Genomic DNA, 21,025 nt, shown 5'->3' with positions numbered 1-21,025 from the left:
GTCAGGGACTCAAACAACGGATTTCATCGATCCAGGCTTGCGGAAGTGTCGAGACCTCGTGCACAGTGACCTCGTGGCCAGTCGAAGCGCAGACCAGAAGGGCTCGCGGGAGTCCCGCGAGCCCTCCCGCGAGTCCAGGAACGGCAGCTCGCCGCAGCTGGACGCCGTCTCCCTCGCCATCATCGAGCAGCTCCAGGAGGACGGCCGCCGGCCGTACGCCGCCATCGGCAAGGCCGTGGGCCTGTCCGAGGCGGCCGTGCGCCAGCGCGTCCAGAAGCTGCTCGACCAGGGCGTGATGCAGATCGTCGCCGTCACGGACCCGCTCACCGTGGGGTTCCGCAGACAGGCGATGGTCGGGGTCAACGTGGAGGGCGACGTGGAGTCGGTCGCCGACGCGCTGTCGGCCATGTCCGAATGCGAGTACGTGGTGATGACCGCAGGCTCCTTCGACCTGATGGTGGAGATCGTCTGCGAGGACGACGACCACCTTCTGGAGGTCATCAACAAACGCATCCGGGCTGTGCCCGGAGTGCGCTCCACCGAGAGCTTCGTCTACCTCAAGCTCAAGAAGCAGACCTACATGTGGGGAACCCGATAATCGTGAGGACCCGATAGCCGTGAGCAAGGACCTCTCCCAGACCGCGTACGACCACCTGTGGATGCACTTCACGCGCATGTCGTCGTACGAGAAGGCCCCCGTTCCCACCATCGTCCGGGGCGAGGGCACGTACATCTACGACGACAAGGGCAAGCGCTACCTGGACGGCCTCGCCGGCCTCTTCGTGGTGCAGGCCGGACACGGCCGGGTCGAGCTCGCCGAGACCGCCTTCAAGCAGGCGCAGGAGCTCGCGTTCTTCCCGGTGTGGTCCTACGCCCACCCCAAGGCCGTCGAGCTGGCCGAGCGTCTCGCCCACCACGCGCCGGGCGACCTGAACAAGGTTTTCTTCACCACCGGCGGCGGTGAGGCGGTCGAGACCGCCTGGAAGCTCGCCAAGCAGTACTTCAAGCTGGTCGGCAAGCCCACCAAGCACAAGGTCATCTCCCGCGCGGTCGCCTACCACGGCACCCCGCAGGGCGCCCTGTCCATCACCGGCCTGCCGGCCCTGAAGGCCCCCTTCGAGCCGCTGGTCCCGGGCGCCCACAAGGTCCCGAACACCAACATCTACCGCGCCCCGATCCACGGCGACGACCCCGAGGCCTACGGCCGCTGGGCCGCCGACCAGATCGAGCAGCAGATCCTCTTCGAAGGCCCGGACACCGTCGCCGCGGTCTTCCTGGAGCCGGTGCAGAACGCGGGCGGCTGCTTCCCGCCCCCGCCCGGCTACTTCCAGCGGGTCCGCGAGATCTGCGACCAGTACGACGTGCTGCTCGTGTCGGACGAGGTCATCTGCGCCTTCGGCCGGCTGGGCACGTACTTCGCCTGCGACAAGTTCGACTACGTGCCGGACATGATCACCTGCGCCAAGGGCATGACCTCGGGCTACTCCCCGATCGGCGCCTGCATCATCTCCGACCGCCTGGCCGAGCCGTTCTACAAGGGCGACAACACCTTCCTGCACGGCTACACCTTCGGCGGCCACCCGGTCTCCGCCGCCGTGGGCCTGGCCAACCTCGACCTGTTCGAGCGCGAGAACCTCAACCAGCACGTCCTGGACAACGAGGGCAACTTCCGCGCCACCCTGGAGAAGCTCCACGACCTGCCGATCGTCGGCGACGTCCGCGGCAACGGCTTCTTCTACGGCATCGAGCTGGTGAAGGACAAGGCCACCAAGGAGTCCTTCAACGACGAGGAGACCGAGCGCGTCCTGTACGGCTTCCTCTCCAAGGCGCTGTACGACAACGGCCTGTACTGCCGCGCCGACGACCGAGGTGACCCGGTCGTGCAGCTCGCCCCGCCGCTGATCTCCGACCAGTCGACGTTCGACGAGATCGAGCAGATCCTGCGCGCCACCCTCTCGGAGGCGTGGACCAAGCTCTGACCGGCCGTCGCTCCGATAGTCTGCCTGGATGATCAACACCGGCCCCGGTGCCGCCCGTTCGAGTGAGAAACGGCGGCCCGGGGCCGCGTGCTGTCCGGCGTCCCGCCGCCTTCTGCCTAGCGTGCCCAGTGACCGATCGGCCCTGCCTTCGTTCCCCCGCACGGGGGATGGCACGGGAACTACGGATCTGAACCGAGGTGTACGCGCATGGAGGCCCCGCCGGACAACGACGTGCTCTGGGCACGCGCCCTGCACTTCCAGCACGACGACGGCTCGCCCGCGCTCTGCGGCGTCTCGCTCGGCGTGCGCGAGGGCGAGATCCTCGCCCTGAGCGGACCGCGCGGCAGCGGAAAGACGACCCTGCTGCGGTGCCTGTCCGGCCTCGTGCCAGTCCGGCGCGGCGAGGTCTGGTTCAACAGCGTGCCCGTGCACACCATGGGCCCCCTCACCCGCGAGCGGCTGCGCCGTGACCGCTTCTGCTGGATCGACCCGGCCCCCTCCCTGGTGCCTGAGCTCAACGCCTGGGAGAACGCCGCCCTGCCGCTGATGCTGCGCGGCACCAGCCGGCGCCGCGCCAAGACCGTGGCCATGGAGTGGCTGGAGCGCCTGGACATCGGCGACAGCGCCCGCAAACGCCCGCACCAGCTGGTGCAGGCCGAGCGCCAGCGGGTCTGCATCGCCCGCGCCCTGGCCCCCGCGCCGTCGGTCCTGTTCGCCGACGAGCCCACGGCGCCCCTGCACCGCGCGGACCGCGCCCATGTGCTGCGGACCCTCACCACGGCGGCGCGCTCCCACCGCATCACCGTCGTCCTCGCCACCCACGACGCGGAGACCGCGGCCCTCGCCGACCGCACGGTGTCCCTGCTCGACGGGCGGCGCGTGCAGACGGTGCACCTGCCGCCGGTCAGCGAGAACGCCGAGCCGGAAGGCCGGGCAGCGTGCTCGCTCTCCGTCTGACCCGCGGCGCCCACCCCGCCGTCCAGCTGCGCCGCCTCCTGGTCGCGGCCGCCTCGGCGGGCACGGGATTCCTGCTGCTCTGCGCCCTCGGCTACGCGATGAGCCACCCCGGCTCCCCCGGCTCCGCCCTGCTGCGGCTGGCCTGGTGCGCCGCCCCGCTGGCCGCCACGGTGTACTTCGCGGTCGCGGTGGCCCGTACCGACCCCGGCACCAAGCCCCGCACGGGCCTCTCGGCGATCGGCCTCGGCCCGGTGCGCATGATGGCCGTCTCGGCGACGACGACGGCCCTGTCCTGCACACTCGGCTCGATGCTGGCCCTGCTCGTCTTCCTGCACCTGCGGGGCGACCTGACGGGCATGCCCTTCGACGGCGCCGCCGCCGAGTCCCTCGCCGCGGGCCGGCCCCTGCCGCTGCCGGGCGCCCTGACTCTGCTGGCCTTCGTGCCCGTCGGCGCGTCGGTGGCGGTGGCGCTGGCCCTGCGGCCGCGTGAGGCGGGGCCGTCCGGGCCCCGGGCGGCCCGGACGTACGGCCGCTTCGGCGCCTACCGCCGCACCAGCACCCGCGAGACCTTCGGGGCCTACGGCCGGTTCGGCCGGCAGACCGTCCGGCCCACGAACGGCCGCACCGCCGAGCCCGCCGCGAAGAGCGGCCCGCCGGCGGCCCGGACGAGCGGGTCGGCGGCGGCGGTCGCGGCCCCCGGCGGGACGGTGAGCGCGGTCGCGGACCCCCCGGCCCAGTCGCCCGGCCGGCCGCTCGATGACCCGGCGCATGCGACCGCCCCGCACCCGGCCTCACCGGAAGCGGCCGGCGATCCCGCCCAGTGGCTCAGCCCGCGCGCCGCGGCGCCGGACGCGGCCGGTGCCATCAGCCCCGCCGGGGACCTGGCACGGCACCCGGGCCCGCCCGCCACGGCATCCGACGACGCCGACGGTTCCACCGCCCCGGACGCGGCCCTGCCGGACAGCACCGCCGCCCCCTCCGGCCTGCCCTGGGGCATCACCGTGCTGGCCGCGGGCCTCGCCGTGGAGAGCTACACCAGCCGCACCGCCCCCACGCCCCCCGACCTCTCCTTCACCGGCGCCTCCCCCGGCGTGATGGCGGGCTGGGCGCTGGCCGCCGCCGGGCTGGCCCTGGCCGGTCCGGGCCTGACCCATCTGTGCGGACGGCTGCTCCAGTCGGCCCGCCCCGGCGCCCTGCGGCTCCTGGCCGGCCGCATCCTCATGGCGGAGGCCCTCCGCATCGGGCGCCCCCTGGGCGTCGTCAGCGCGGTCCTGTCCGCCGCGTGGGCCATGGCGCTGCTGCACGCCCCGGACGGGCTCTCGCTCGGTCCGCTCACCACCCTCGGCGTGCTCCTCGTGGCCGGCTGCACCGTGGCGACGCTCCTCACGGCCGCCGTCGAGGCCCGGCAGGCCCGCGCCGCGACCACCGCCGCACTGCTGCGGCTCGGCGCCCCCGCCACGATGCTGCGCAGTGCCGCCGCCGTCCGCGCGGGCGCGCTGCTCGCCCTGTTCGGTCCGCTCACCCTGACGGTCGCGGAACTGGCGGCGCTCCCCCTGGCGCGCTGAGCCCCGCTGCCGCCGCCGGAAAACTCGTACGAGAAAAATCTCCGAACGGCGATGAGTTCCGGACCTGCCCCCCGTCTATCCCCGCGTAACGACACGCACTTGATGGGAGAGACCCCGCATGTACCAGCAGATGATCTTCGTGAACCTGTGCACCGGCGACCTGGACGCCTCGAAGAAGTTCTTCACGGGGCTCGGCTTCACGATCAACGAGCAGTTCAGTGACGACACCACCGCCTCGGTCGTGATCAGCGAGACCATCGTGGTGATGGTGCACACCAAGGAGAAGTACTCCCAGTTCACGAAGAAGGAGATCGCGGACTCGGCGAAGACCAGCGAGGTGCTGCTCGCGCTGAGCGCCGAGAGCCGCGAGAAGGTCGACGAGCTGGTCGAGAAGGCGGTCGCGGCGGGCGGTGCCGTCTCGGGCGAGACGCAGGACCACGGCTTCATGTACGGCCGCGCCTTCGACGACGTGGACGGCCACACCTTCGAGGTCGTGTGGATGGACCCGGCGGCGGTCGAGGGCTGAGAGGCGCTGTGCCAGCATGGGCGGGTGCAGACGATGCCCGCCCATGCGGCCCACCACGACGACCGTGAGATAGAGACCCTCGAGGAGTTCGACGCGACCGTCTCGGCGCGCGGCACACTCGCCGGATACCGCGTCCAGGCCGTCGATCTGACGGACCGTACGCGCGAGCTGCTCGCCACGGACACGGCGGGCGCGGTCTTCCTCGGCTGCGCGATGCGCGAGGACGCGGCGGCGAAGATCCGCGGCGACGGCGCCCTGGTCTTCCCGCCGGTCCCGGGCCTGCCGTTCGACCCGTACCGCGGTCTGGTCTACTCACCGGACGAGCTCTTCGCGTCGCTGGCCGGCGGCTACGAGGCCACGCCCGACGCCCTCGCCTACGCCTGGTTCCAGCGCACGAAGGCGGACGGCGACATCTACGCGTCCATGCTCCGCGCGGTGCACGACGACTCCGTCTCGGACGCGCTCGACGAGCTCCTGTCCGGCGCCCGGGTCGTGGGCGTCATGGGCGGCCACGCGATGGCCCGCGGCACCGAGGAGTACGCCGGCGCCGCACGCCTCGGGCGGGAGCTGGCCCGCGCCGGCTTCACGGTCGCCACCGGTGGCGGCCCGGGCGCCATGGAGGCGGCCAACCTCGGCGCGTACGCCGCCCCGTTCGGCGACGAGATGCTCTCCGAGTCGCTCGAACTCCTGGGCAAGGCACCGCACTTCACCCCGTCGATCACCCAGTGGGCGTCGGCCGCCTTCGAGGTGCGCACCCGCTGGCCGCAGGGCGGCCGTTCGGTGGGCATCCCGACCTGGTTCTACGGCCACGAGCCGCCGAACGCCTTCGCCTCCCACATCGCCAAGTACTTCGCCAACGCCACCCGCGAGGACGGCCTGCTGGCCCGGTCCAACGCGGGTGTGGTGTTCCTGCCGGGGGCCGCAGGGACCGTACAGGAGATCTTCGACAACGCGACGCCCAACTACTACGAGTCGCGTGGCGAGCCGACGCCGATGGTGCTGGTGAACCGCGTGCACTGGACGGAGAAGCTGCCCGCGTGGCCGCTGCTCCGGTCGCTGGCCGGGGGGCGTTCGATGGAGGCGCGGATCGCGCTGGTGGAGCGGATCGAGGAGGCGCCGGAGGCGTTGAAACGTCTCGGCGGTTAATAAGAAGGCAAAGCAAGTGCTTGCAAGCCGCATATGCGTTGACACTACTTATGCAGCGCTTATAAACCTGTGAGCCTCCCGGTAGTGCTGATGTTCCGTCAACACTGCCTCAGCCCCCCGCTTTAGCAATCCTGTGAAGGACAAACGTGGCAGTTCTGTCCGTATCCCGCCGCGCACGTGCCGTGCGTGTCCTCGGTGTCGTCTCCGCCTCGGCCGCGCTCGCGCTCGGTACCGCCGGCAACGCGCTCGCCTGCAACATCAACGAGTTCTCCGCCGAGGCGAAGTGCGACGGCGACAAGGGCGTCATCACCGTCACCGATGTGGACCCCGCCGGCGTCCCGGCCACGGTCACCGTGTACCTGGAGAACAACGGCGCCGACGTGAAGAAGGTCGGCGAGCAGGAGGTGAAGGGCTCGCGCGAAGGCACCACCATCACCTTCGCCGAGGACTGGAAGCCGAACGCCGAGTACCGCATCCACGTCAAGGCCGCTCCCTACGTCGACGAGGACATCAAGCCGAACCTCGTCACCCCGGCCACCGCCTGCAAGAAGGAGGAGGAGCCCCCGGCTTCGACTCCCCCGGCGACGCCGACCCCGTCGGCCTCCCCGTCGAAGCCGGCGGAGGAGACCGAGACCCCGGCTCCGGAGCCGTCGGAGAGCCAGAGCACCTCGCCGGCGGGCAACGCGCCCGCCCCGGCCGGTGACTCCAACCTCGCCGAGACCGGTGCCAACTCCAACACCGGCATCATCGCCGGCATCGCGGCGGCCCTGGTCGTCGTCGGTGGCGGTGCGGTGTTCTTCGGCATGCGCCGTCGCGGGGCGAACAGCGACAGCTGACCCCCGCGCACACCATCACGTGGCCCGCCCCCGACTCAGGGGGCGGGCCACGTCCCGTCTCATCCGAAGGTCGCCCGCTCCAGCCAGAACTCCAGCAGCCGCCGGTCGCCGAGCACCTTCAACTCCGGCGCTTCGAGCGGCAGTCGGCGGTAGAACGCGAGCATCACCGCGGTGAGCGGCCCGCGCAGGGCGACCGTGGCCGTCTCGTGTCCCCGGCGCCAGGTGACACCGCCCTCGGTGAGCTCGACCAGCCACTCGGCGTCGAGCCCGGGTTCGGTGTCGGTGGCGTGCAGGCGGATGCTGCGGCCAGGGCCGCGCAGTTCGCTCGCCGCGTCGTGCGGCTGCGTCCGCTGCACGTACTCCACGATCTGGAGCCACTCGTCGATCGCGTCGGCGGCGACATCGGGGGCGAGCTCGTAGGGCAGTCCTGCGGCGAGCGTGGCGTCCGCGCGGTGCACGGTGATCTCGTGCGTCATCCGGCGGGCCCAGAACCCGGTGCTGCGGATTCCCGCCCATGCCCACACCTCGGTGTCCGGCCCGGCCTCGCGCAGCGCCGCGACGACCCGCTCGCCGCTCTCCGCCAGCCATGCGTCCAGCACCGCGGCGTCACCCCGGGCCGCGGGTCCCTCGATGTGTGGCACCCGCGCCTCGGCAACCTCCTCCTGGGCCCGGGTCCGCACGATGAACTCCACCCAGCGCAGCGCACCGCCCGTATGCCGGACCAGGTCCTCCAGCGACCAGTCGGGGCAGGTGGGCACGGTGCCGGACAGATCGGGGCCCGAGGTCACGACGGACCTCAACAGGCCGACCTGGTGGGCGATCTCATCGCAACAGCGGTCGTGCGCGAGCATCGTCATGTCCGGCACCCTAAGCCGGAAGCGATCAGCCGAGCACCACGATTTCGGCCGGGTCGAACTCCACGCCGACCGCGTCCCCGACCTCCGGCGCGTCCCGCAGCGCACACGCCGCATCCAGGCGGGGGGCGTCCCCGGGCTGGAGATGCACGGCGACATGGGTGCCCTTGAAGGTACGCGCGGTCACCGTGCAGCGCAGACCCGCGTCGGCGGCCGCCAGGCGCACTCCGGCGGGCCGCACCAGCAGGGTCCGTGTGCCCTGCGGGGCACCTTCCGGCACCGGCACCTTGCCCCACGGCGTGTCCGCGGCCTCCGCCCCGACCGTCGCCTCGACCACGTTCTCGAAGCCGAGGAAGCGGGCGACGAACGCGTCGGCGGGCCGCTGCCACACCTCGAGGGGCGTACCCGACTGGGCGATCCGCCCGTCCCGCATCACCACGACCCGGTCGGCCAGCGCGAAGGCCTCCCCCTGATCGTGCGTCACGGCGAGCACGGTCGTGCCCAACCGGCCGAACAACTCCTTCAGTTCGACCACCAGCCGCTCCCTGAGCGACCGGTCGAGCTGCCCCAGTGGCTCGTCCAGCATCAGCAGCCGGGGGCTCGGGGCGAGGGCCCGGGCCAGCGCCACCCGCTGCTGCTCCCCGCCGGACAGCGCGGCGACGGCCCGGCGGCCCGCGCCGGGCAGCCCCACGAGATCCAGCAACTCCTGCACTCGCTCGGCCTGTTGCCGCTTCGGCTCGCCGTGCATCCGCAGCCCGAAGGCCACGTTGCCGCCCACGTCCCGCTGCGGGAACAGCTGGTGGTCCTGGAACATCAGCCCCACGCCCCGCTTGTGCGCGGGCACGCCCGCCTGGTCGCGCCCGTCCAGCACCACCTGCCCCGAGTCGAGCGGCTGCAGCCCGGCCACCGCCCGCAGCAGGGTCGACTTGCCGCTGCCGCTGGGCCCGAGCACGCACACGACCTCGTGCTCGGCGACCTCCAGATCGACGGCGTCCAGCACCGCCCGCCCACCGAAACGGACCGTCGCACCCCGCAGAGCGAGCAGCATCAGAACTCCCCCGTCCGGTCCGTGCGGAGCCTCTCCAGCACCAGCAGGGCCACGGCGCACACCACCATCAGAATCGTCGAAAGGGCCATCGCCTGGCCGTAGTTGAGGTCACCGGGCCGCCCCAGCAGCCGGGCCACGGCCACCGGCAGCGTCGGCCGGTCGGGCCGTGCGATGAACACCGTCGCGCCGAACTCCCCGAGGGACACGGCGAAGGCGAACCCGGCCGCGATCAGCAGCGCCCGCCGCACCATCGGCAGGTCCACCTCCCGCCACACCCGCCAGGGCGAGGCCCCGAGCACCGAGGCCGCCTCCCGCAGCCGCACGTCCACCGCCCGCAGCACGGGCAGCATGGTCCGCACCACGAACGGCACCCCGACCAGGGCCTGCGCGAGCGGCACCAGGATCCACGAGGACCTGAGGTCCAGCGGCGGCTCGTCGAGGGAGATCAGGAATCCGAAGCCGACGGTCACCGCGGACACCCCGAGCGGCAGCATCAGCAGCGCGTCGAAGCCACGCACGAACCGCCCGGCGTCCCGGCGGGTGAGCGCGACGGCGGCGAGACCGCCGATCAGCACGGCGATGAGCGTGGCGGCGACGGCAAACGACAGGGAATTGCCGATCGCCTCGATCGGCGGGACCAGGAACACTCCCCCGTCCTCCCGGGTCAGTGCCCGGTAGTAGCCGAAGCCCGGCGCGCCCAGGGACCGCTGCACCAGCACCGCCAGCGGCAGCACGAGCAGCACGGCGACGGTGCCGAGCACCCCGCCCAGCAGCGCCCACTGCCCCGCCCCGCGCGGCCGGCGCGCGGTCCCGGACGCGTCCACCAGCCGCAGTGCGGTCTCCCGCCGCCGCACGGTCCAGGCGTGCACCGCGAGGATCGCGCCCACCGCGACGAACTGGATCATGGTCAGGACGGCCGCGGTGGACAGGTCGAAGATCTCGGACGTCTGCCGGTAGATCTCCACCTCCAGGGTGGAGAAGGTGGGCCCGCCGAGGATCTGCACGACACCGAAGGAGGTGAAGGTGAACAGGAAGACCATGAGAGCCGCGGCGGCCACGGCAGGCGCGAGGGCCGGCAGGGTGACCTGCCGCCAGGCCTTCAGCGGGGACGCGCCGAGCATCCGCGCAGCCTCCTCCTGCCGCGGATCGAGCTGCGCCCAGAGCCCGCCGACCGTCCGGACGACGACCGCGTAGTTGAAGAAGACGTGCGCGAGCAGGATCGCCCACACCGTGGTGTCCAGGCGTACGCCCCACAGCCCGTCGAGCAGTCCGCCCCGCCCGACCAGCGCCAGGAAGGCCGTACCGACGACGACCGTCGGCAGCACGAACGGGACGGTCACGACCGCCCGCAGGACGTGCTTGCCGGGGAAGTCGAAGCGCGCGAAGACGTATGCGCCGGGGAGCGCGACGAGCAGCGTGAGCGCGGTGGAGGCGAACGCCTGCCAGGTGGTGAACCACAGCACGTGCCGGACGTCGGACTGCGCCAGCACCTCCCCGATCCGCCCGAGGTGCCAGGTCCCGTCGGCCTTCAGGCCGCGCGCGACGATCGCGGCGACGGGGTAGGCGAAGAAGACCGCGAAGAACGCGACGGGCACGGCCAGCAGACCGAACCGCGCCGCCGCGCCCCGCCTCCGAGCGGCTACTTCAGTACGAGTGAGGTCCACGACTTGACCCACTGGTCACGGTGGTCGGCGATCTTCGCCGGGTCCATGGTCTCCGGGTCCTTCGCCTGCGGCCCGTACTTCACGAACTCCGGCGGCACCTGGGCGCCCTCGCGCACCGGATACACGAACATGTTCATCGGCATGTCGTCCTGGAACCGCTTGCCGACGAGGAAGTCGAGGAAGGCCTTGCCGCCCTCGGTGTTCTTCGCGTTGCTGAGCAGCCCCGCGTACTCGACCTGCCGGAAGCAAGTGCCCTCGGCGACCCCCGTCGGGGCGGAGCTGGGCTTCGGGTCGGCGTACAGCACCTCGGCGGGCGGCGAGGAGGCGTACGACACGACGAGCGGCCGGTCGCCCTTGGCCTTCTTGCCGCTGCTGGAGCCGGAGAACTCCTCGTTGTAGGCCTGCTCCCAGCCGTCGACGACCTTCACACCGTTGGCCTTGAGTTTCTTCCAATAGCCCTCCCAGCCGTCATCGCCGTACTTGGCGGCGGTGCCGAGCAGGAAACCGAGACCGGGCGAGGACGCGGAGGCGTTCTCGGTCACGAGCAGGTTCTTGTACTGCGGCTTGACCAGGTCGTCGAAGCTGCGCGGCGGCTCCAGCTCGCGGTCGGCGAAGTACTTCTTGTCGTAGTTGACGCAGATGTCGCCGGTGTCCACGGGCGTGACCCGGTGCTTGTCCTGGTCGACGCGGTACTCCGGCAGGATCAGGTCGGATCCCTTCGCCTCGTACGACTGGAACAGGCCGTTGTCGAGGGCGCGGGACAGCAGGGTGTTGTCGACGCCGAAGAAGACGTCGCCCTGCGGGTTGTCCTTGGTCAGGATGGCCTTGTTCACGGCCTGCCCGGCGTCGCCGTCCTTCAGGACGTCGACCTTGTAGCCGGACTGCTTCTCGAAGGCCGCGATGACGTCCTTGGACGCGGCCCACGAGTCGTGGCTGACGAGCGTCACGGTCTTGGAGTCGCCGGACCCCTGGCCTCCGTCGGACGACCCGCACGCGGCGAGCGTGCCGGCCATGCCGAGCCCGACGACTGCCGCCGTCAGCCGCTTGATGTTGTTACTCACTGGATTCCTCCTGGAGTGACCAGGAGAAGACGCGGCCCCGCCCGGGACTTCCGGGGTCCCGGGCAGGGCGCAACAGCTCGAGTGATGACCGATCTCCCTACCCAGAATGACCTGGGCCAGGTTCGGAGGGTCTGCGGCCGTGTGCCGCACTCTCAGCGCTGTGGCGCTCCCCTGTCGGAATATGCAGATGTTCTTACGGCGGTCAGACTACCGTTCGGTGGCCGCGAGCTGACCACACGCCCCGTCGATCTCCTGACCACGGGTGTCCCGGATCGTCACCGGCACACCATGAGCGGCGATCGCCTCCACGAACGCCTTCTCGTCCTCGGGCCGGGAGGCCGTCCACTTCGACCCGGGCGTCGGGTTCAGCGGAATCAGGTTCACGTGCACGGGCCTGCCCTTGAGCATCCGGCCGAGCCGGTCACCCCGCCAGGCCTGGTCGTTGATGTCCCGGATCAGCGCGTACTCGATGGACAGCCGGCGCCCGGACTTGGCGCTGTACTCGAAGCCGGCGTCCAGCACCTCCCGGACCTTCCAGCGCGTGTTCACGGGGACGAGGGTGTCGCGCAGCTCGTCGTCGGGGGCGTGCAGCGAGATGGCGAGGCGGCACTTGAAGCCCTCGTCGGAGAACCGGTGGATGGCCGGGACGAGCCCGACCGTCGAGACGGTGATGCCGCGCTGCGAGAGCCCCAGCCCGTCGGGCTCGGGGTCGGTGAGCCGCCGGATGGATCCGATGACCCGGTTGTAGTTGGCGAGCGGCTCGCCCATGCCCATGAAGACGATGTTGCTGAGCCGCGCGGGACCGCCGGGAACCTCCCCGTCCCGCAGCGCCCGCATGCCGTCCACGATCTGGTGCACGATCTCGGCGGTGGACAGATTCCGGTCGAGACCGGCCTGCCCGGTCGCGCAGAACGGGCAGTTCATGCCGCATCCGGCCTGCGAGCTGATACACATGGTCACCCGGTCCGGGTAGCGCATCAGCACGGACTCGACGAGCGTCCCGTCGAACAGCCGCCACAACGTCTTGCGGGTGGTGCCCTGGTCGGTGGACAGATGCCGCACGACGGTCATCAGCTCGGGCAGCAGGGCCTCCTGCAGCCGCCCCCGGGCACCGGCCGGAATGTCGGTCCACTGCTCCGGATCATGCGCGTACCGCGCGAAGTAGTGCTGCGAGAGCTGCTTGGCACGAAACGGCTTCTCCCCGACAGCGGCTACGGCCTCCTTGCGCTCGGCAGGAGTGAGATCGGCGAGATGCCGCGGCGGCTTCTTGGCTCCGCGGGGGGCTACGAAAGTGAGTTCTCCGGGCTTAGGCATGGCTCAACCAGTGTCGCAGATCATCAGCGGTGGCCCGTGCCCCGCCTGCGGCACCGGGAGGGAGACGCCCTACTCGCCCGTGTGCTCCAGCCGGTCCTTGAGGAGCTGCTCGTTGCGCGGGAGTTCCTTGCGGACCTGGGGGCGCATGACGAGCGGCACCAGGACCTTGCCGACGCCGTGGCCCTCCAAGTCGATGTCGATCGTCACATGGGAGCGCTGTCCCTCGTCGAACGGCTCGACCTCGCCGTGCACCCGTGCCCGGACGGGGCCGTCGACACCATGCATGCCCCAGGTATGCGGCGGGTCGTACTCGGTGACCTCCATGGTCATCGGCATGACGCGGCGGCCGACGTGCCGGGTGACCCGGACCCGGGAGCCGATGCCGAAGGGTCCCTCGTCGAGGCGTTCCGCGGACACGGCGCTCAGCTGCCACTCCGGCATTCGCGGGGTGTCCGTGATGTAGTCGTAGACGTCCTCGGGACGCCGGTCGACATCGATGGTCTGTCGAATGCTGGCCATGATGGCCCCCTTTGCGGCGTACACCTGAATCGTCCCACTTGGTCTCCCCGCAGGCACCCCCACAGAACGACGGCGAGCCCCCGCCGATCACCGGGCGGGGGCTCGCCGTGAAGACCGATGCGCTCAGCCGGACCCCACGAAAAGGACCAGCAACAACCACACCACCGGAGCCGTGGGCAGCAAGGAATCCAGCCGGTCCATGATGCCGCCGTGCCCCGGCAGCAGCGTGCCCATGTCCTTGATGCCGAGGTCCCGCTTGATCATGGACTCGCCGAGGTCGCCGAGCGTGGCGCTGACCGCGACCGCGAGGCCCAGCACCAGGCCCTGCCACCAGGCGCCGTCGTCGATGAGGAACTGCATGCACAGCGCGCCCGCGACCATGGCGAAGGCGACCGCGCCGAGCAGACCCTCGCGGGTCTTGCCGGGGCTGATGCGCGGGGCGAGCTTGTGCCGGCCGAACCGCCAGCCGACGGCGTAGGCCCCGGTGTCACTGACGACCGTGAGCAGCAGGAAGGTGACCACCCGCTGCGGCCCGTCGTCCGCGGTCAGCATCATCGCGACGAAGGTCGCCAGGAACGGCACGTAGAACGCCGCGAAGACGCCCGCGGTGACGTCCCTCAGGTAGCCCTCGGGCGGTTCCGTCATGCGCCAGACCAGGACGGCCAGTGCCGTGAGCGCCATGGCCACCCACGCGCCCTCGGCGCCCCGGACGTAGCCGGCGACGACCATCGCGGCACCGCCGAGCGCGAGCGGCACGAGGGGCGCCCGGATGCCCTTGCGTTCCTCCAGCCGCTTGGTCAGCTCCCACAGGCCCACGACCACGGCCACCGCGACGACACCGACGAAGACGGCCTTGACGACGAACAGGGACGCGACGATCACCGCACCGAGCCCGACACCGACCCCTATCGCGGCACTCAGGTCGCGACCCGCGCTCTTCTTCGGCGGCTTGGGCGCCGGCTGCGAGGCGTCGGGCATGGGCTCCGGATTCGTGTCGTTTCGGACCGGGGTGCCGCTCGGCCGAGCAGTCCCCCGGTCGTCATCCTGGTTTCCGCCGAATTCGGTCATGTCGGGCACGATGGGCATGGGGCGAGTCTGAGGCGCTTCATACGCATCGTATGCGGGACCCGCCGGAGCGGCCCCCGGGACGTGACCCTGGCCGGGGCTGTGGAGCTGCCCGTGGCCGTGGCTCTGCACGTGCCCGTGGCCCTGCCCTTGGTCGGTGGGCCCCCAGTACCCGGCCTGTGACGGCGCCCCCCAGGAAGAGTCGTTCATCAGACCTCGAGCAGCTCCGCTTCCTTGTGCTTCAGGAGCTCGTCCACCTGTGCGACGTACTTCGCGGTGGTGTCGTCGAGTTCCTTCTCCGCACGGCGGCCCTCGTCCTCGCCGACCTCGCCGTCCTTGATCAGCTTGTCGATGGCGTCCTTGGCCTTGCGGCGCACGGAGCGGATGGAGACCTTGGCGTCCTCACCCTTGCTCTTGGCGACCTTGATGTACTCGCGGCGACGCTCCTCGGTGAGCTCGGGGAACACCACCCGGATGATGTTGCCGTCGTTGCTCGGGTTGACGCCCAGGTCGGAGTCGCGGATCGCCTGCTCGATGTTGCGCAGGGCCGTCTTGTCGAACGGGGTCACCACCGCCATGCGCGGCTCCGGCACGGAGAACGAAGCCAGCTGGTTGATCGGCGTCGGCGCGCCGTAGTAGTCGGCCACGATCTTGTTGAACATCGCCGGGTGCGCACGGCCGGTGCGGATCGCGGCGAAGTCCTCCTTGGCGACCACGACGGCCTTCTCCATCTTCTCCTCGGCCTCGAGGAGGGTCTCTTCGATCACCACTTGCTCCTGCGTGTCTTGAGTAGGCCCGGCTGCGGTTCCATGTGGGGCGGCGGCCGGCTGCGTCGCGTCTTCTTCCTGCACGGTTCCCGACCGGCAGGACATTGTCCATCCCCCGGCCCGGCTCCGTCCCGTCCGTCCCCCGGACGGGGTTGTACCCGGGGTGTCAGTCCCGGCTGCCGGGGTCCCCCACCAGCGTGCCGATCTTCTCACCCTTGACGGCGCGTCCGATGTTGCCCTCCGCCAGCAGCTCGAAGACCACGATCGGGAGCTTGTTGTCACGGCACAGCGTCACGGCCGTGGCGTCGGCGACCTTCAGATCGCGCGTGATGACCTCGCCGTAGCCGAGGTGATCGAACTTCACCGCGTCCGGGTTGGTCTTGGGGTCGGAGTCGTAGACCCCGTCCACGCCGTTCTTGCCCATCAGCAGCGCCTCGGCGTCGATCTCCAGGGCGCGCTGGGCGGCGGTGGTGTCGGTGGAGAAGTAGGGCATGCCCATCCCGGCGCCGAAGATGACCACACGGCCCTTCTCCAGGTGCCGCACGGCGCGCAGCGGGATGTAGGGCTCGGCGACCTGGCCCATGGTGATGGCGGTCTGCACCCGGCAGTCGACGCCCACCTTCTCCAGGAAGTCCTGGAGGGCGAGGCAGTTCATGACCGTGCCGAGCATGCCCATGTAGTCGGAGCGGGCCCGGTCCATGCCGCGCTGCTGGAGTTCGGCACCGCGGAAGAAGTTGCCGCCGCCGATGACGATCGCGATCTCCGCGCCGTCGCGTACGACGGCCGCGATCTCGCGGGCGATCTTGTGCACCACGTCGGGGTCGACGCCAAGGCCCCCGCCACCGGAGAAGGCCTCTCCGGACAGCTTCAGCAGAAACCGGCCGCGCACTTTGCCGTCGTCGCTCTTCTGGGCCTTGGTGGTCATGGGGGATCCCGCCTCTTTCACGTGTTGCACATACCAAGAAGGCCATTGCCGGTGGGGCGTGTTTCGCATCCCATACGGCAATGGCCTCCTCGTCAGATCTGCTGTCGCCCGCCACTCGTGTGACGGCGCACGCGGACGACTGCTGTCGACCCTATCGGGGTCGGGCGTCGAGCGCGGTACGGACTCAGATGCCGACCTTGATGCGCGTGAAGCGCTTCAGGGTGACACCGGCCTCGTCCAGGACCTTCTGGACGGACTTCTTGTTGTCGAGCGCGTACGGCTGGCCGAGCAGCGTGGCGTCCTTGAAGAAGCCGTTGAGGCGACCCTCGACGATCTTCGGCAGGGCGGCCTCGGGCTTGCCCTCGGCGCGGGTGGTCTCCTCGGCGACGCGGCGCTCGGACTCGACGACCTCGGCCGGCACGTCCTCCTTGGAGAGGTACTTCGGCGCGAAGGCGGCGATGTGCTGGGCGACGCCCTTGGCGATCTCCGCGTTCGGCTTGTCCAGCTCGACGAGGACACCGATCTGCGGGGGCAGGTCGGGCATCGTGCGGTGCATGTACGCCGTCACGTAACCGTCGGCGAACTGCGCGAAGCGGTCCAGGACGATCTTCTCGCCCAGGTTGGCGTTGGCCTCGTCGACGAACGCCTGGACGGTCTTGCCGGCCTCGATCTCGGAGGCGAGCAGGGCCTCGATGTCGGCCGGGGAGGTCTTGGCGACGTGCTCGGCGATGGTGTTGGCCGCGGCCTGGAACTTGTCACCCTTGGCGACGAAGTCCGTCTCGCACTTCAGCTCGACCAGGACACCGGAGGAGTTGTCGTCGGCGATGATCGAGACGACGGCACCGTTCTCGGCGGAACGGCCCTCGCGCTTGGCGACGCCCTTCTGGCCCTTGATGCGGAGCGCCTCGACGGCCTTCTCGACGTTGCCCTCGGCCTCGTCCAGCGCCTTCTTGCAGTCCATCATGCCGGCGCCCGTGAGCTCACGGAGCTTCTTGACGTCGGCGGCGGTGTAGTTCGCCATGAGTCTGTGAATCTCTCTCGAAGTCTGGAAGATCGAAGATCTGCGGATGCGCCCCATGGAGCCGGAGGGGCGCTGTCCTTCCGCTGCCCTACGGGTCAACGGCGGGAGCTGGCTCCATCGCGCCCGAAGGCGCTGGTGGATACGGCCGCTCCCGCCGTCAACGCGGACTGACGGGTCAGGCCTGCTCGGCCTCGGCCGGCTTCTCGTCCTCGGCCGGCTTCTCGGCCTCGGCCTCGGCGGCGGGGGCCTCGGCGGCCGGAGCAGCCTCGGCGGCGGGGGCGGCCTCGGCGGCCGGAGCAGCCTCGGCGGCCGGAGCGGCCTCAGCAGCCGGGGCAGCCTCGTCGGCCTTCTTCTCGCCCTCGAGCAGGTCGCGCTCCCACGCGGCCAGCGGCTCGCCCGCGGCCTTGTCGCCCTTGCCCTCGGTGGCGACACCGGAGCGGGAGATGAGGCCCTCGGCGACCGCGTCCGCGATCACACGGGTGAGCAGGGTGACGGAGCGGATCGCGTCGTCGTTGCCCGGGATCTTGTAGTCGACCTCGTCGGGGTCGCAGTTGGTGTCGAGGATCGCGACGACCGGGATGTTCAGCTTCCGGGCCTCACCAACGGCGATGTGCTCCTTCTTGGTGTCCACGATCCAGACGGCGCTGGGCACCTTCTGCATCTCGCGGATACCGCCGAGGGTCTTCTCCAGCTTGGCCTTCTCGCGCGAGAGCACGAGAAGCTCCTTCTTGGTGAGACCGGACGCGGCGACGTCCTCGAAGTCGATCTGCTCGAGCTCCTTGAGGCGCTGCAGACGCTTGTAGACGGTCGAGAAGTTGGTGAGCATGCCGCCCAGCCAGCGCTGGTTGACGTAGGGCATGCCGACGCGGGTGGCCTGCTCGGCGATGGCCTCCTGCGCCTGCTTCTTCGTGCCGACGAACATGACCGTGCCGCCGTGGGCGACGGTCTCCTTGACGAACTCGTAGGCGCGGTCGATGTACGACAGCGACTGGAGCAGGTCGATGATGTAGATGCCGTTGCGCTCCGTGAAGATGAAGCGCTTCATCTTCGGGTTCCAACGACGGGTCTGGTGACCGAAGTGGACGCCGCTCTCCAGCAGCTCCCGCATCGTGACGACGGCCATGGCCGTATCTCCTTGAATTTCTCGGTTGTGCCGCGGATGCCGGACGGCTTCCGCGCCTGACGCCCACTGCGCGCCGTTCCACGAGGGACCGAGGGGCGCTGATACGGGCCCGTTGCCGGGGTTCATATCGGGGCGTGCGAAGTCGACCCGATGGCTCGGGTCGCCACCAGAAGTGTACGGGACCCGCGGGGTGCCGGATGACGCCGTTGTCCACAACCGGGCCCCCGTCCACAGCCGCGAGCGGCGACACCGGCGTTCCGGGACGCTCTCCGCATGCGAGCGAACCGATGTGTGCGTGTCAGTGCGCGCCTGATCCTGCTGGTGATCGTCACCACGACGGCCCTGCTGGCTCCGCCCCCACCCCTGTTCACGGCGGGTGCGGCGGCGCCCCTTGCGGACGCCGGCGTGCCGCCGGTCGGCCGCACCTGGCCCGTCGGCTCACACCCCCGGGTCCTGCGGGGCTGGGAGCCCCCGGCGACGGCCTACGGCCCGGGCCACCGGGGCGTGGACCTGGCGGCGCCCGCGGGCACACCGGTTCGAGCGGTGGCCGCGGGCCGGGTCTCCTTCGCGGGCCGGGTGGCCGGCAAGGGAGTCGTCTCGGTGGACCTCACGGGGACGGGCGATCCCCCCTTGCGGACGACGTACGAACCGGTGACGGCGACGGTCGAGAAGGGTGCGGAGGTGGAACCGGGCGAGGTGCTCGGCACCGTGGACGCGAGCGGCTCGCACTGCACGACGGTCACGTGCGTCCACTGGGGGCTGCGCCGCGGCGAGGAGTACGTGAACCCGCTGTCGCTTCTGCCGCCCTGGCTCCTGCACAGGGGCCCGTCGAGACTGCTTCCCGTACTGGGCGCCGGGCCGCCCGGCTGAGGGCGACAGCCACACCCTGGCCTCAGCCCGGCGTCGTCAGCCCCGCACACCCCGCAAGGCCATGGAAACCGCCGCATCGACGATGGCGCCCGGCTCCTCCGCCGCCCCCAGCTCGATCCGCCGCACGGCCGCGTCCACCACCCCCTGCAACAACATCGCCGCCAGCCGGGGCTGCTCGTGCCCCAGCTCGCCCAGCGCCTCGACGATCATCGCGACCAGCCCGCCGTGCGCCGCCCGGATCTTCTCCCGCGCCCCCGCGTCGAGCTCGCTGGCGGAGATGGCGACCACGGCGCGGTGCCGCCGGTCGCCGACCAGCTCCAGCTGCTGCCGCACATACGCCTCGACCTTGGCCTCGGCCGTCCCGGCCCGCTCCATCGCCGCCGACACGTCCGCCGCCCAGACCGGGAAGTCGACCTCGCACAGCTCCTCGACCACGGCCGCCCGTGACCGGAAGTACTCGTAGACGGACGATCGCGCGAGGCCCGTCCGCTCGGCGAGGGCCGGGAAGGTCAGCGCCTCCGTACCGCCCTCGGACAACAAGGAACGAGCCGCGTCCAGCAGGGCGGCTCGCTGCATCGACCGGTGCTCGGCCACGGAGGCCGCTCGAATCCTTGGCACATCAACACTCTACGGACGCCCCCCGCCGGACGGGAGTGCTTGTCGCCGGCCCGACGACATCCCGCCAGGTCAGCGGCCGAAGCTCGCCAGTTTCGCTCTCAGCTGCAGCACCGACTTGGTATGGATCTGGCTGACCCTGCTCTCGGTCACGCCCAGCACGTTCCCGATCTCGGCCAGGGTGAGGCCCTCGTAGTAGTACAGCGTGACCACGGTCTTCTCCCGGTCGGGCAGCGTGTTGATCGCCCGCGCCAGAAACCGCCGCAGCTCCCTGTCCTCGGCGACCTCGACGGGGTTGTCGGCGGCGGTGTCCTCCAGCGTGTCCATGACGCTGAGCCCATCGCCGGCCTCACCGCTCCCGTGCAGCAGCTCCTCCAGGGCCACCACGTTGGCCAGCGACAACTGGCTGAACACCGCGTGGAGTTCCTCGACGGCGATGCCCATCTCGGAGGCCACCTCGCCCTCCGTCGGGGTCCGCCGCAGCCGTGCCTCCAGCGTGGCGTACGCACGCTCCACGTTGCGCGCCTTCTGCCGCACCGAGCGGGGGATCCAGTCCAGTGCCCGCAGTTCGTCGATCATCGCGCCGCGGATCCGGGTGATCGCGTACGTCTCGAACTTGATCTCGCGGTCGATGTCGAACTTCTCGATCGCGTCGATCAGCCCGAACACCCCGGACGAGACGAAGTCCGCCTGCTCGACGTTGGACGGCAGGCCCACGCTGACCCGTCCCGCGACGTACTTCACCAGCGGCGAGTAGTGCAGGATCAGCTGCTCCCGCAACCGCTCGTCCCCCGTCGCCTTGTACGACCGCCACAGCTCGTCGAGCGTCGAGGGAGCGGGCGGCCGCACGCTGCCACCGTCACGGGCGGCTGGGGGGATCGCCGCCCGGTCGGACCCGGAGGTGTGCTGGGGCATTCGTCGCCTTGTGCCGTTCTGCTGCGGAGTGGTGCTGGGGTGGGCTGTCTGTCTGATGTCGAGTTGCCTGTCCGTGTCGGATCCACGTGAGCGTAGCGTGACTGCGGTGTCGCGGTGCGCGAAGGGCGAAGGCCGAGGCGGGCGCAGATACGTTCCGGAGGACGCCCCCGCAGGGCATGGCGGTCGCTCACTGTGATCACCCGAGGGCCCCAACTGGGCGCATTTCCAAGGGATGTCGGAGTTCCCCCGGACGGC

General features: G+C 70.7%; 21 protein-coding genes and 1 riboswitch. Of the genes, 8 read left to right on the top strand and 13 right to left on the bottom strand.

The window, feature by feature from the left end; translation table 11 throughout:
* Positions 1-58 precede the first annotated feature (58 nt).
* The 7 genes from IO24_RS0122825 to IO24_RS0122795 all read left to right on the top strand — a co-directional run bounded on the left by IO24_RS0122825 (position 59) and on the right by IO24_RS0122795 (position 7,009).
* On the top strand, positions 59-598 hold the full coding sequence (locus IO24_RS0122825) for an Lrp/AsnC family transcriptional regulator (protein ID WP_031138236.1): 540 nt from the start codon (positions 59-61) through the stop codon (positions 596-598).
* 19 nt (positions 599-617) lie between these two features.
* On the top strand, positions 618-1,979 hold the full coding sequence (locus tag IO24_RS0122820; protein WP_031138234.1) for an aspartate aminotransferase family protein: 1,362 nt from the start codon (positions 618-620) through the stop codon (positions 1,977-1,979).
* 207 nt (positions 1,980-2,186) lie between these two features.
* Positions 2,187-2,936, top strand: coding sequence for an ABC transporter ATP-binding protein (locus tag IO24_RS0122815; protein WP_031138232.1), 750 nt, complete (start codon positions 2,187-2,189; stop codon positions 2,934-2,936).
* Positions 2,918-4,501, top strand: coding sequence for a hypothetical protein (locus tag IO24_RS0122810; RefSeq protein ID WP_031138230.1), 1,584 nt, complete (start codon positions 2,918-2,920; stop codon positions 4,499-4,501). Before IO24_RS0122815 ends, IO24_RS0122810 begins: the two co-directional genes overlap by 19 nt.
* A 118-nt stretch (positions 4,502-4,619) precedes the next feature.
* Positions 4,620-5,027 (top strand): VOC family protein, encoded by a 408-nt coding sequence (locus IO24_RS0122805; RefSeq protein WP_031138228.1) that lies wholly within the window; start codon positions 4,620-4,622, stop codon positions 5,025-5,027.
* Positions 5,028-5,051: 24 nt separating this feature from the next.
* On the top strand, positions 5,052-6,173 hold the full coding sequence (locus IO24_RS0122800) for an LOG family protein (protein ID WP_031138226.1): 1,122 nt from the start codon (positions 5,052-5,054) through the stop codon (positions 6,171-6,173).
* A gap of 146 nt (positions 6,174-6,319) precedes the next feature.
* Positions 6,320-7,009, top strand: a complete 690-nt coding sequence (locus tag IO24_RS0122795; protein ID WP_045296457.1) for an LAETG motif-containing sortase-dependent surface protein — start codon at positions 6,320-6,322, stop codon at positions 7,007-7,009.
* A gap of 59 nt (positions 7,010-7,068) precedes the next feature.
* On the opposite strand, the gene IO24_RS0122790 is transcribed toward IO24_RS0122795, so the two are convergent.
* The 11 genes from IO24_RS0122790 to rpsB all read right to left on the bottom strand — a co-directional run bounded on the left by IO24_RS0122790 (position 7,069) and on the right by rpsB (position 18,370).
* Positions 7,069-7,866 (bottom strand): maleylpyruvate isomerase family mycothiol-dependent enzyme, encoded by a 798-nt coding sequence (locus tag IO24_RS0122790; protein WP_031138222.1) that lies wholly within the window; start codon positions 7,864-7,866, stop codon positions 7,069-7,071.
* Positions 7,867-7,891: 25 nt separating this feature from the next.
* On the bottom strand, positions 7,892-8,911 hold the full coding sequence (locus IO24_RS0122785; protein ID WP_031138220.1) for an ABC transporter ATP-binding protein: 1,020 nt from the start codon (positions 8,909-8,911) through the stop codon (positions 7,892-7,894).
* Positions 8,911-10,575 (bottom strand): ABC transporter permease, encoded by a 1,665-nt coding sequence (locus tag IO24_RS0122780; RefSeq protein WP_031138218.1) that lies wholly within the window; start codon positions 10,573-10,575, stop codon positions 8,911-8,913. The genes IO24_RS0122785 and IO24_RS0122780 overlap by 1 nt, the downstream gene beginning before the upstream one ends.
* On the bottom strand, positions 10,551-11,588 hold the full coding sequence (locus tag IO24_RS0122775; protein ID WP_045296465.1) for a thiamine ABC transporter substrate-binding protein: 1,038 nt from the start codon (positions 11,586-11,588) through the stop codon (positions 10,551-10,553). Before IO24_RS0122775 ends, IO24_RS0122780 begins: the two co-directional genes overlap by 25 nt.
* Before the next feature lie 124 nt (positions 11,589-11,712).
* Positions 11,713-11,819, bottom strand: a riboswitch (TPP riboswitch).
* A 24-nt stretch (positions 11,820-11,843) separates the two neighbouring features.
* Positions 11,844-12,950: a dual-specificity RNA methyltransferase RlmN gene (gene rlmN / locus IO24_RS0122770; RefSeq protein ID WP_031138214.1), complete on the bottom strand. Its 1,107-nt coding sequence runs from the start codon at positions 12,948-12,950 to the stop codon at positions 11,844-11,846.
* 69 nt (positions 12,951-13,019) lie between these two features.
* The gene (locus tag IO24_RS0122765) at positions 13,020-13,469 is read right to left on the bottom strand and encodes an SRPBCC family protein (protein ID WP_031138212.1); all 450 of its coding nucleotides are present in this window, start codon (positions 13,467-13,469) and stop codon (positions 13,020-13,022) included.
* A gap of 123 nt (positions 13,470-13,592) precedes the next feature.
* Positions 13,593-14,744: a phosphatidate cytidylyltransferase gene (locus tag IO24_RS0122760; protein WP_078899362.1), complete on the bottom strand. Its 1,152-nt coding sequence runs from the start codon at positions 14,742-14,744 to the stop codon at positions 13,593-13,595.
* Positions 14,744-15,301, bottom strand: a complete 558-nt coding sequence (gene frr, locus IO24_RS0122755; RefSeq protein ID WP_031138209.1) for a ribosome recycling factor — start codon at positions 15,299-15,301, stop codon at positions 14,744-14,746. Before frr ends, IO24_RS0122760 begins: the two co-directional genes overlap by 1 nt.
* Before the next feature lie 166 nt (positions 15,302-15,467).
* Entirely contained in the window at positions 15,468-16,226 is a 759-nt protein-coding gene (pyrH, locus tag IO24_RS0122750; RefSeq protein WP_030852122.1) for a UMP kinase, read from the bottom strand.
* A gap of 184 nt (positions 16,227-16,410) precedes the next feature.
* Positions 16,411-17,247, bottom strand: a complete 837-nt coding sequence (gene tsf / locus IO24_RS0122745; RefSeq protein ID WP_031138207.1) for a translation elongation factor Ts — start codon at positions 17,245-17,247, stop codon at positions 16,411-16,413.
* A 175-nt stretch (positions 17,248-17,422) separates the two neighbouring features.
* Positions 17,423-18,370: a 30S ribosomal protein S2 gene (gene rpsB, locus IO24_RS0122740; protein WP_031138205.1), complete on the bottom strand. Its 948-nt coding sequence runs from the start codon at positions 18,368-18,370 to the stop codon at positions 17,423-17,425.
* Positions 18,371-18,643: 273 nt separating this feature from the next.
* On the opposite strand from rpsB, the gene IO24_RS0122735 reads away from it, so the two are divergent.
* Positions 18,644-19,240, top strand: a complete 597-nt coding sequence (locus tag IO24_RS0122735; protein ID WP_045296454.1) for a murein hydrolase activator EnvC family protein — start codon at positions 18,644-18,646, stop codon at positions 19,238-19,240.
* 36 nt (positions 19,241-19,276) lie between these two features.
* Here the strand turns inward: IO24_RS0122735 and IO24_RS0122730 are convergent, their stop codons facing one another.
* Both IO24_RS0122730 and whiG read right to left on the bottom strand, forming a co-directional pair.
* Positions 19,277-19,834: a TetR/AcrR family transcriptional regulator gene (locus IO24_RS0122730; RefSeq protein ID WP_031138201.1), complete on the bottom strand. Its 558-nt coding sequence runs from the start codon at positions 19,832-19,834 to the stop codon at positions 19,277-19,279.
* Positions 19,835-19,927: 93 nt separating this feature from the next.
* Complete coding sequence (whiG, locus tag IO24_RS0122725; RefSeq protein WP_031138199.1) at positions 19,928-20,770, bottom strand: RNA polymerase sigma factor WhiG; 843 nt, start codon at positions 20,768-20,770, stop codon at positions 19,928-19,930.
* Positions 20,771-21,025 lie beyond the last annotated feature (255 nt).

The sequence above is a fragment of the Streptomyces flavovariabilis genome, assembly GCF_000725785.1.
GTDB classification, from domain to species: Bacteria; Actinomycetota; Actinomycetes; order Streptomycetales; family Streptomycetaceae; genus Streptomyces; species Streptomyces hawaiiensis.
This window is presented reverse-complemented; position numbering and strand designations above follow the sequence as displayed.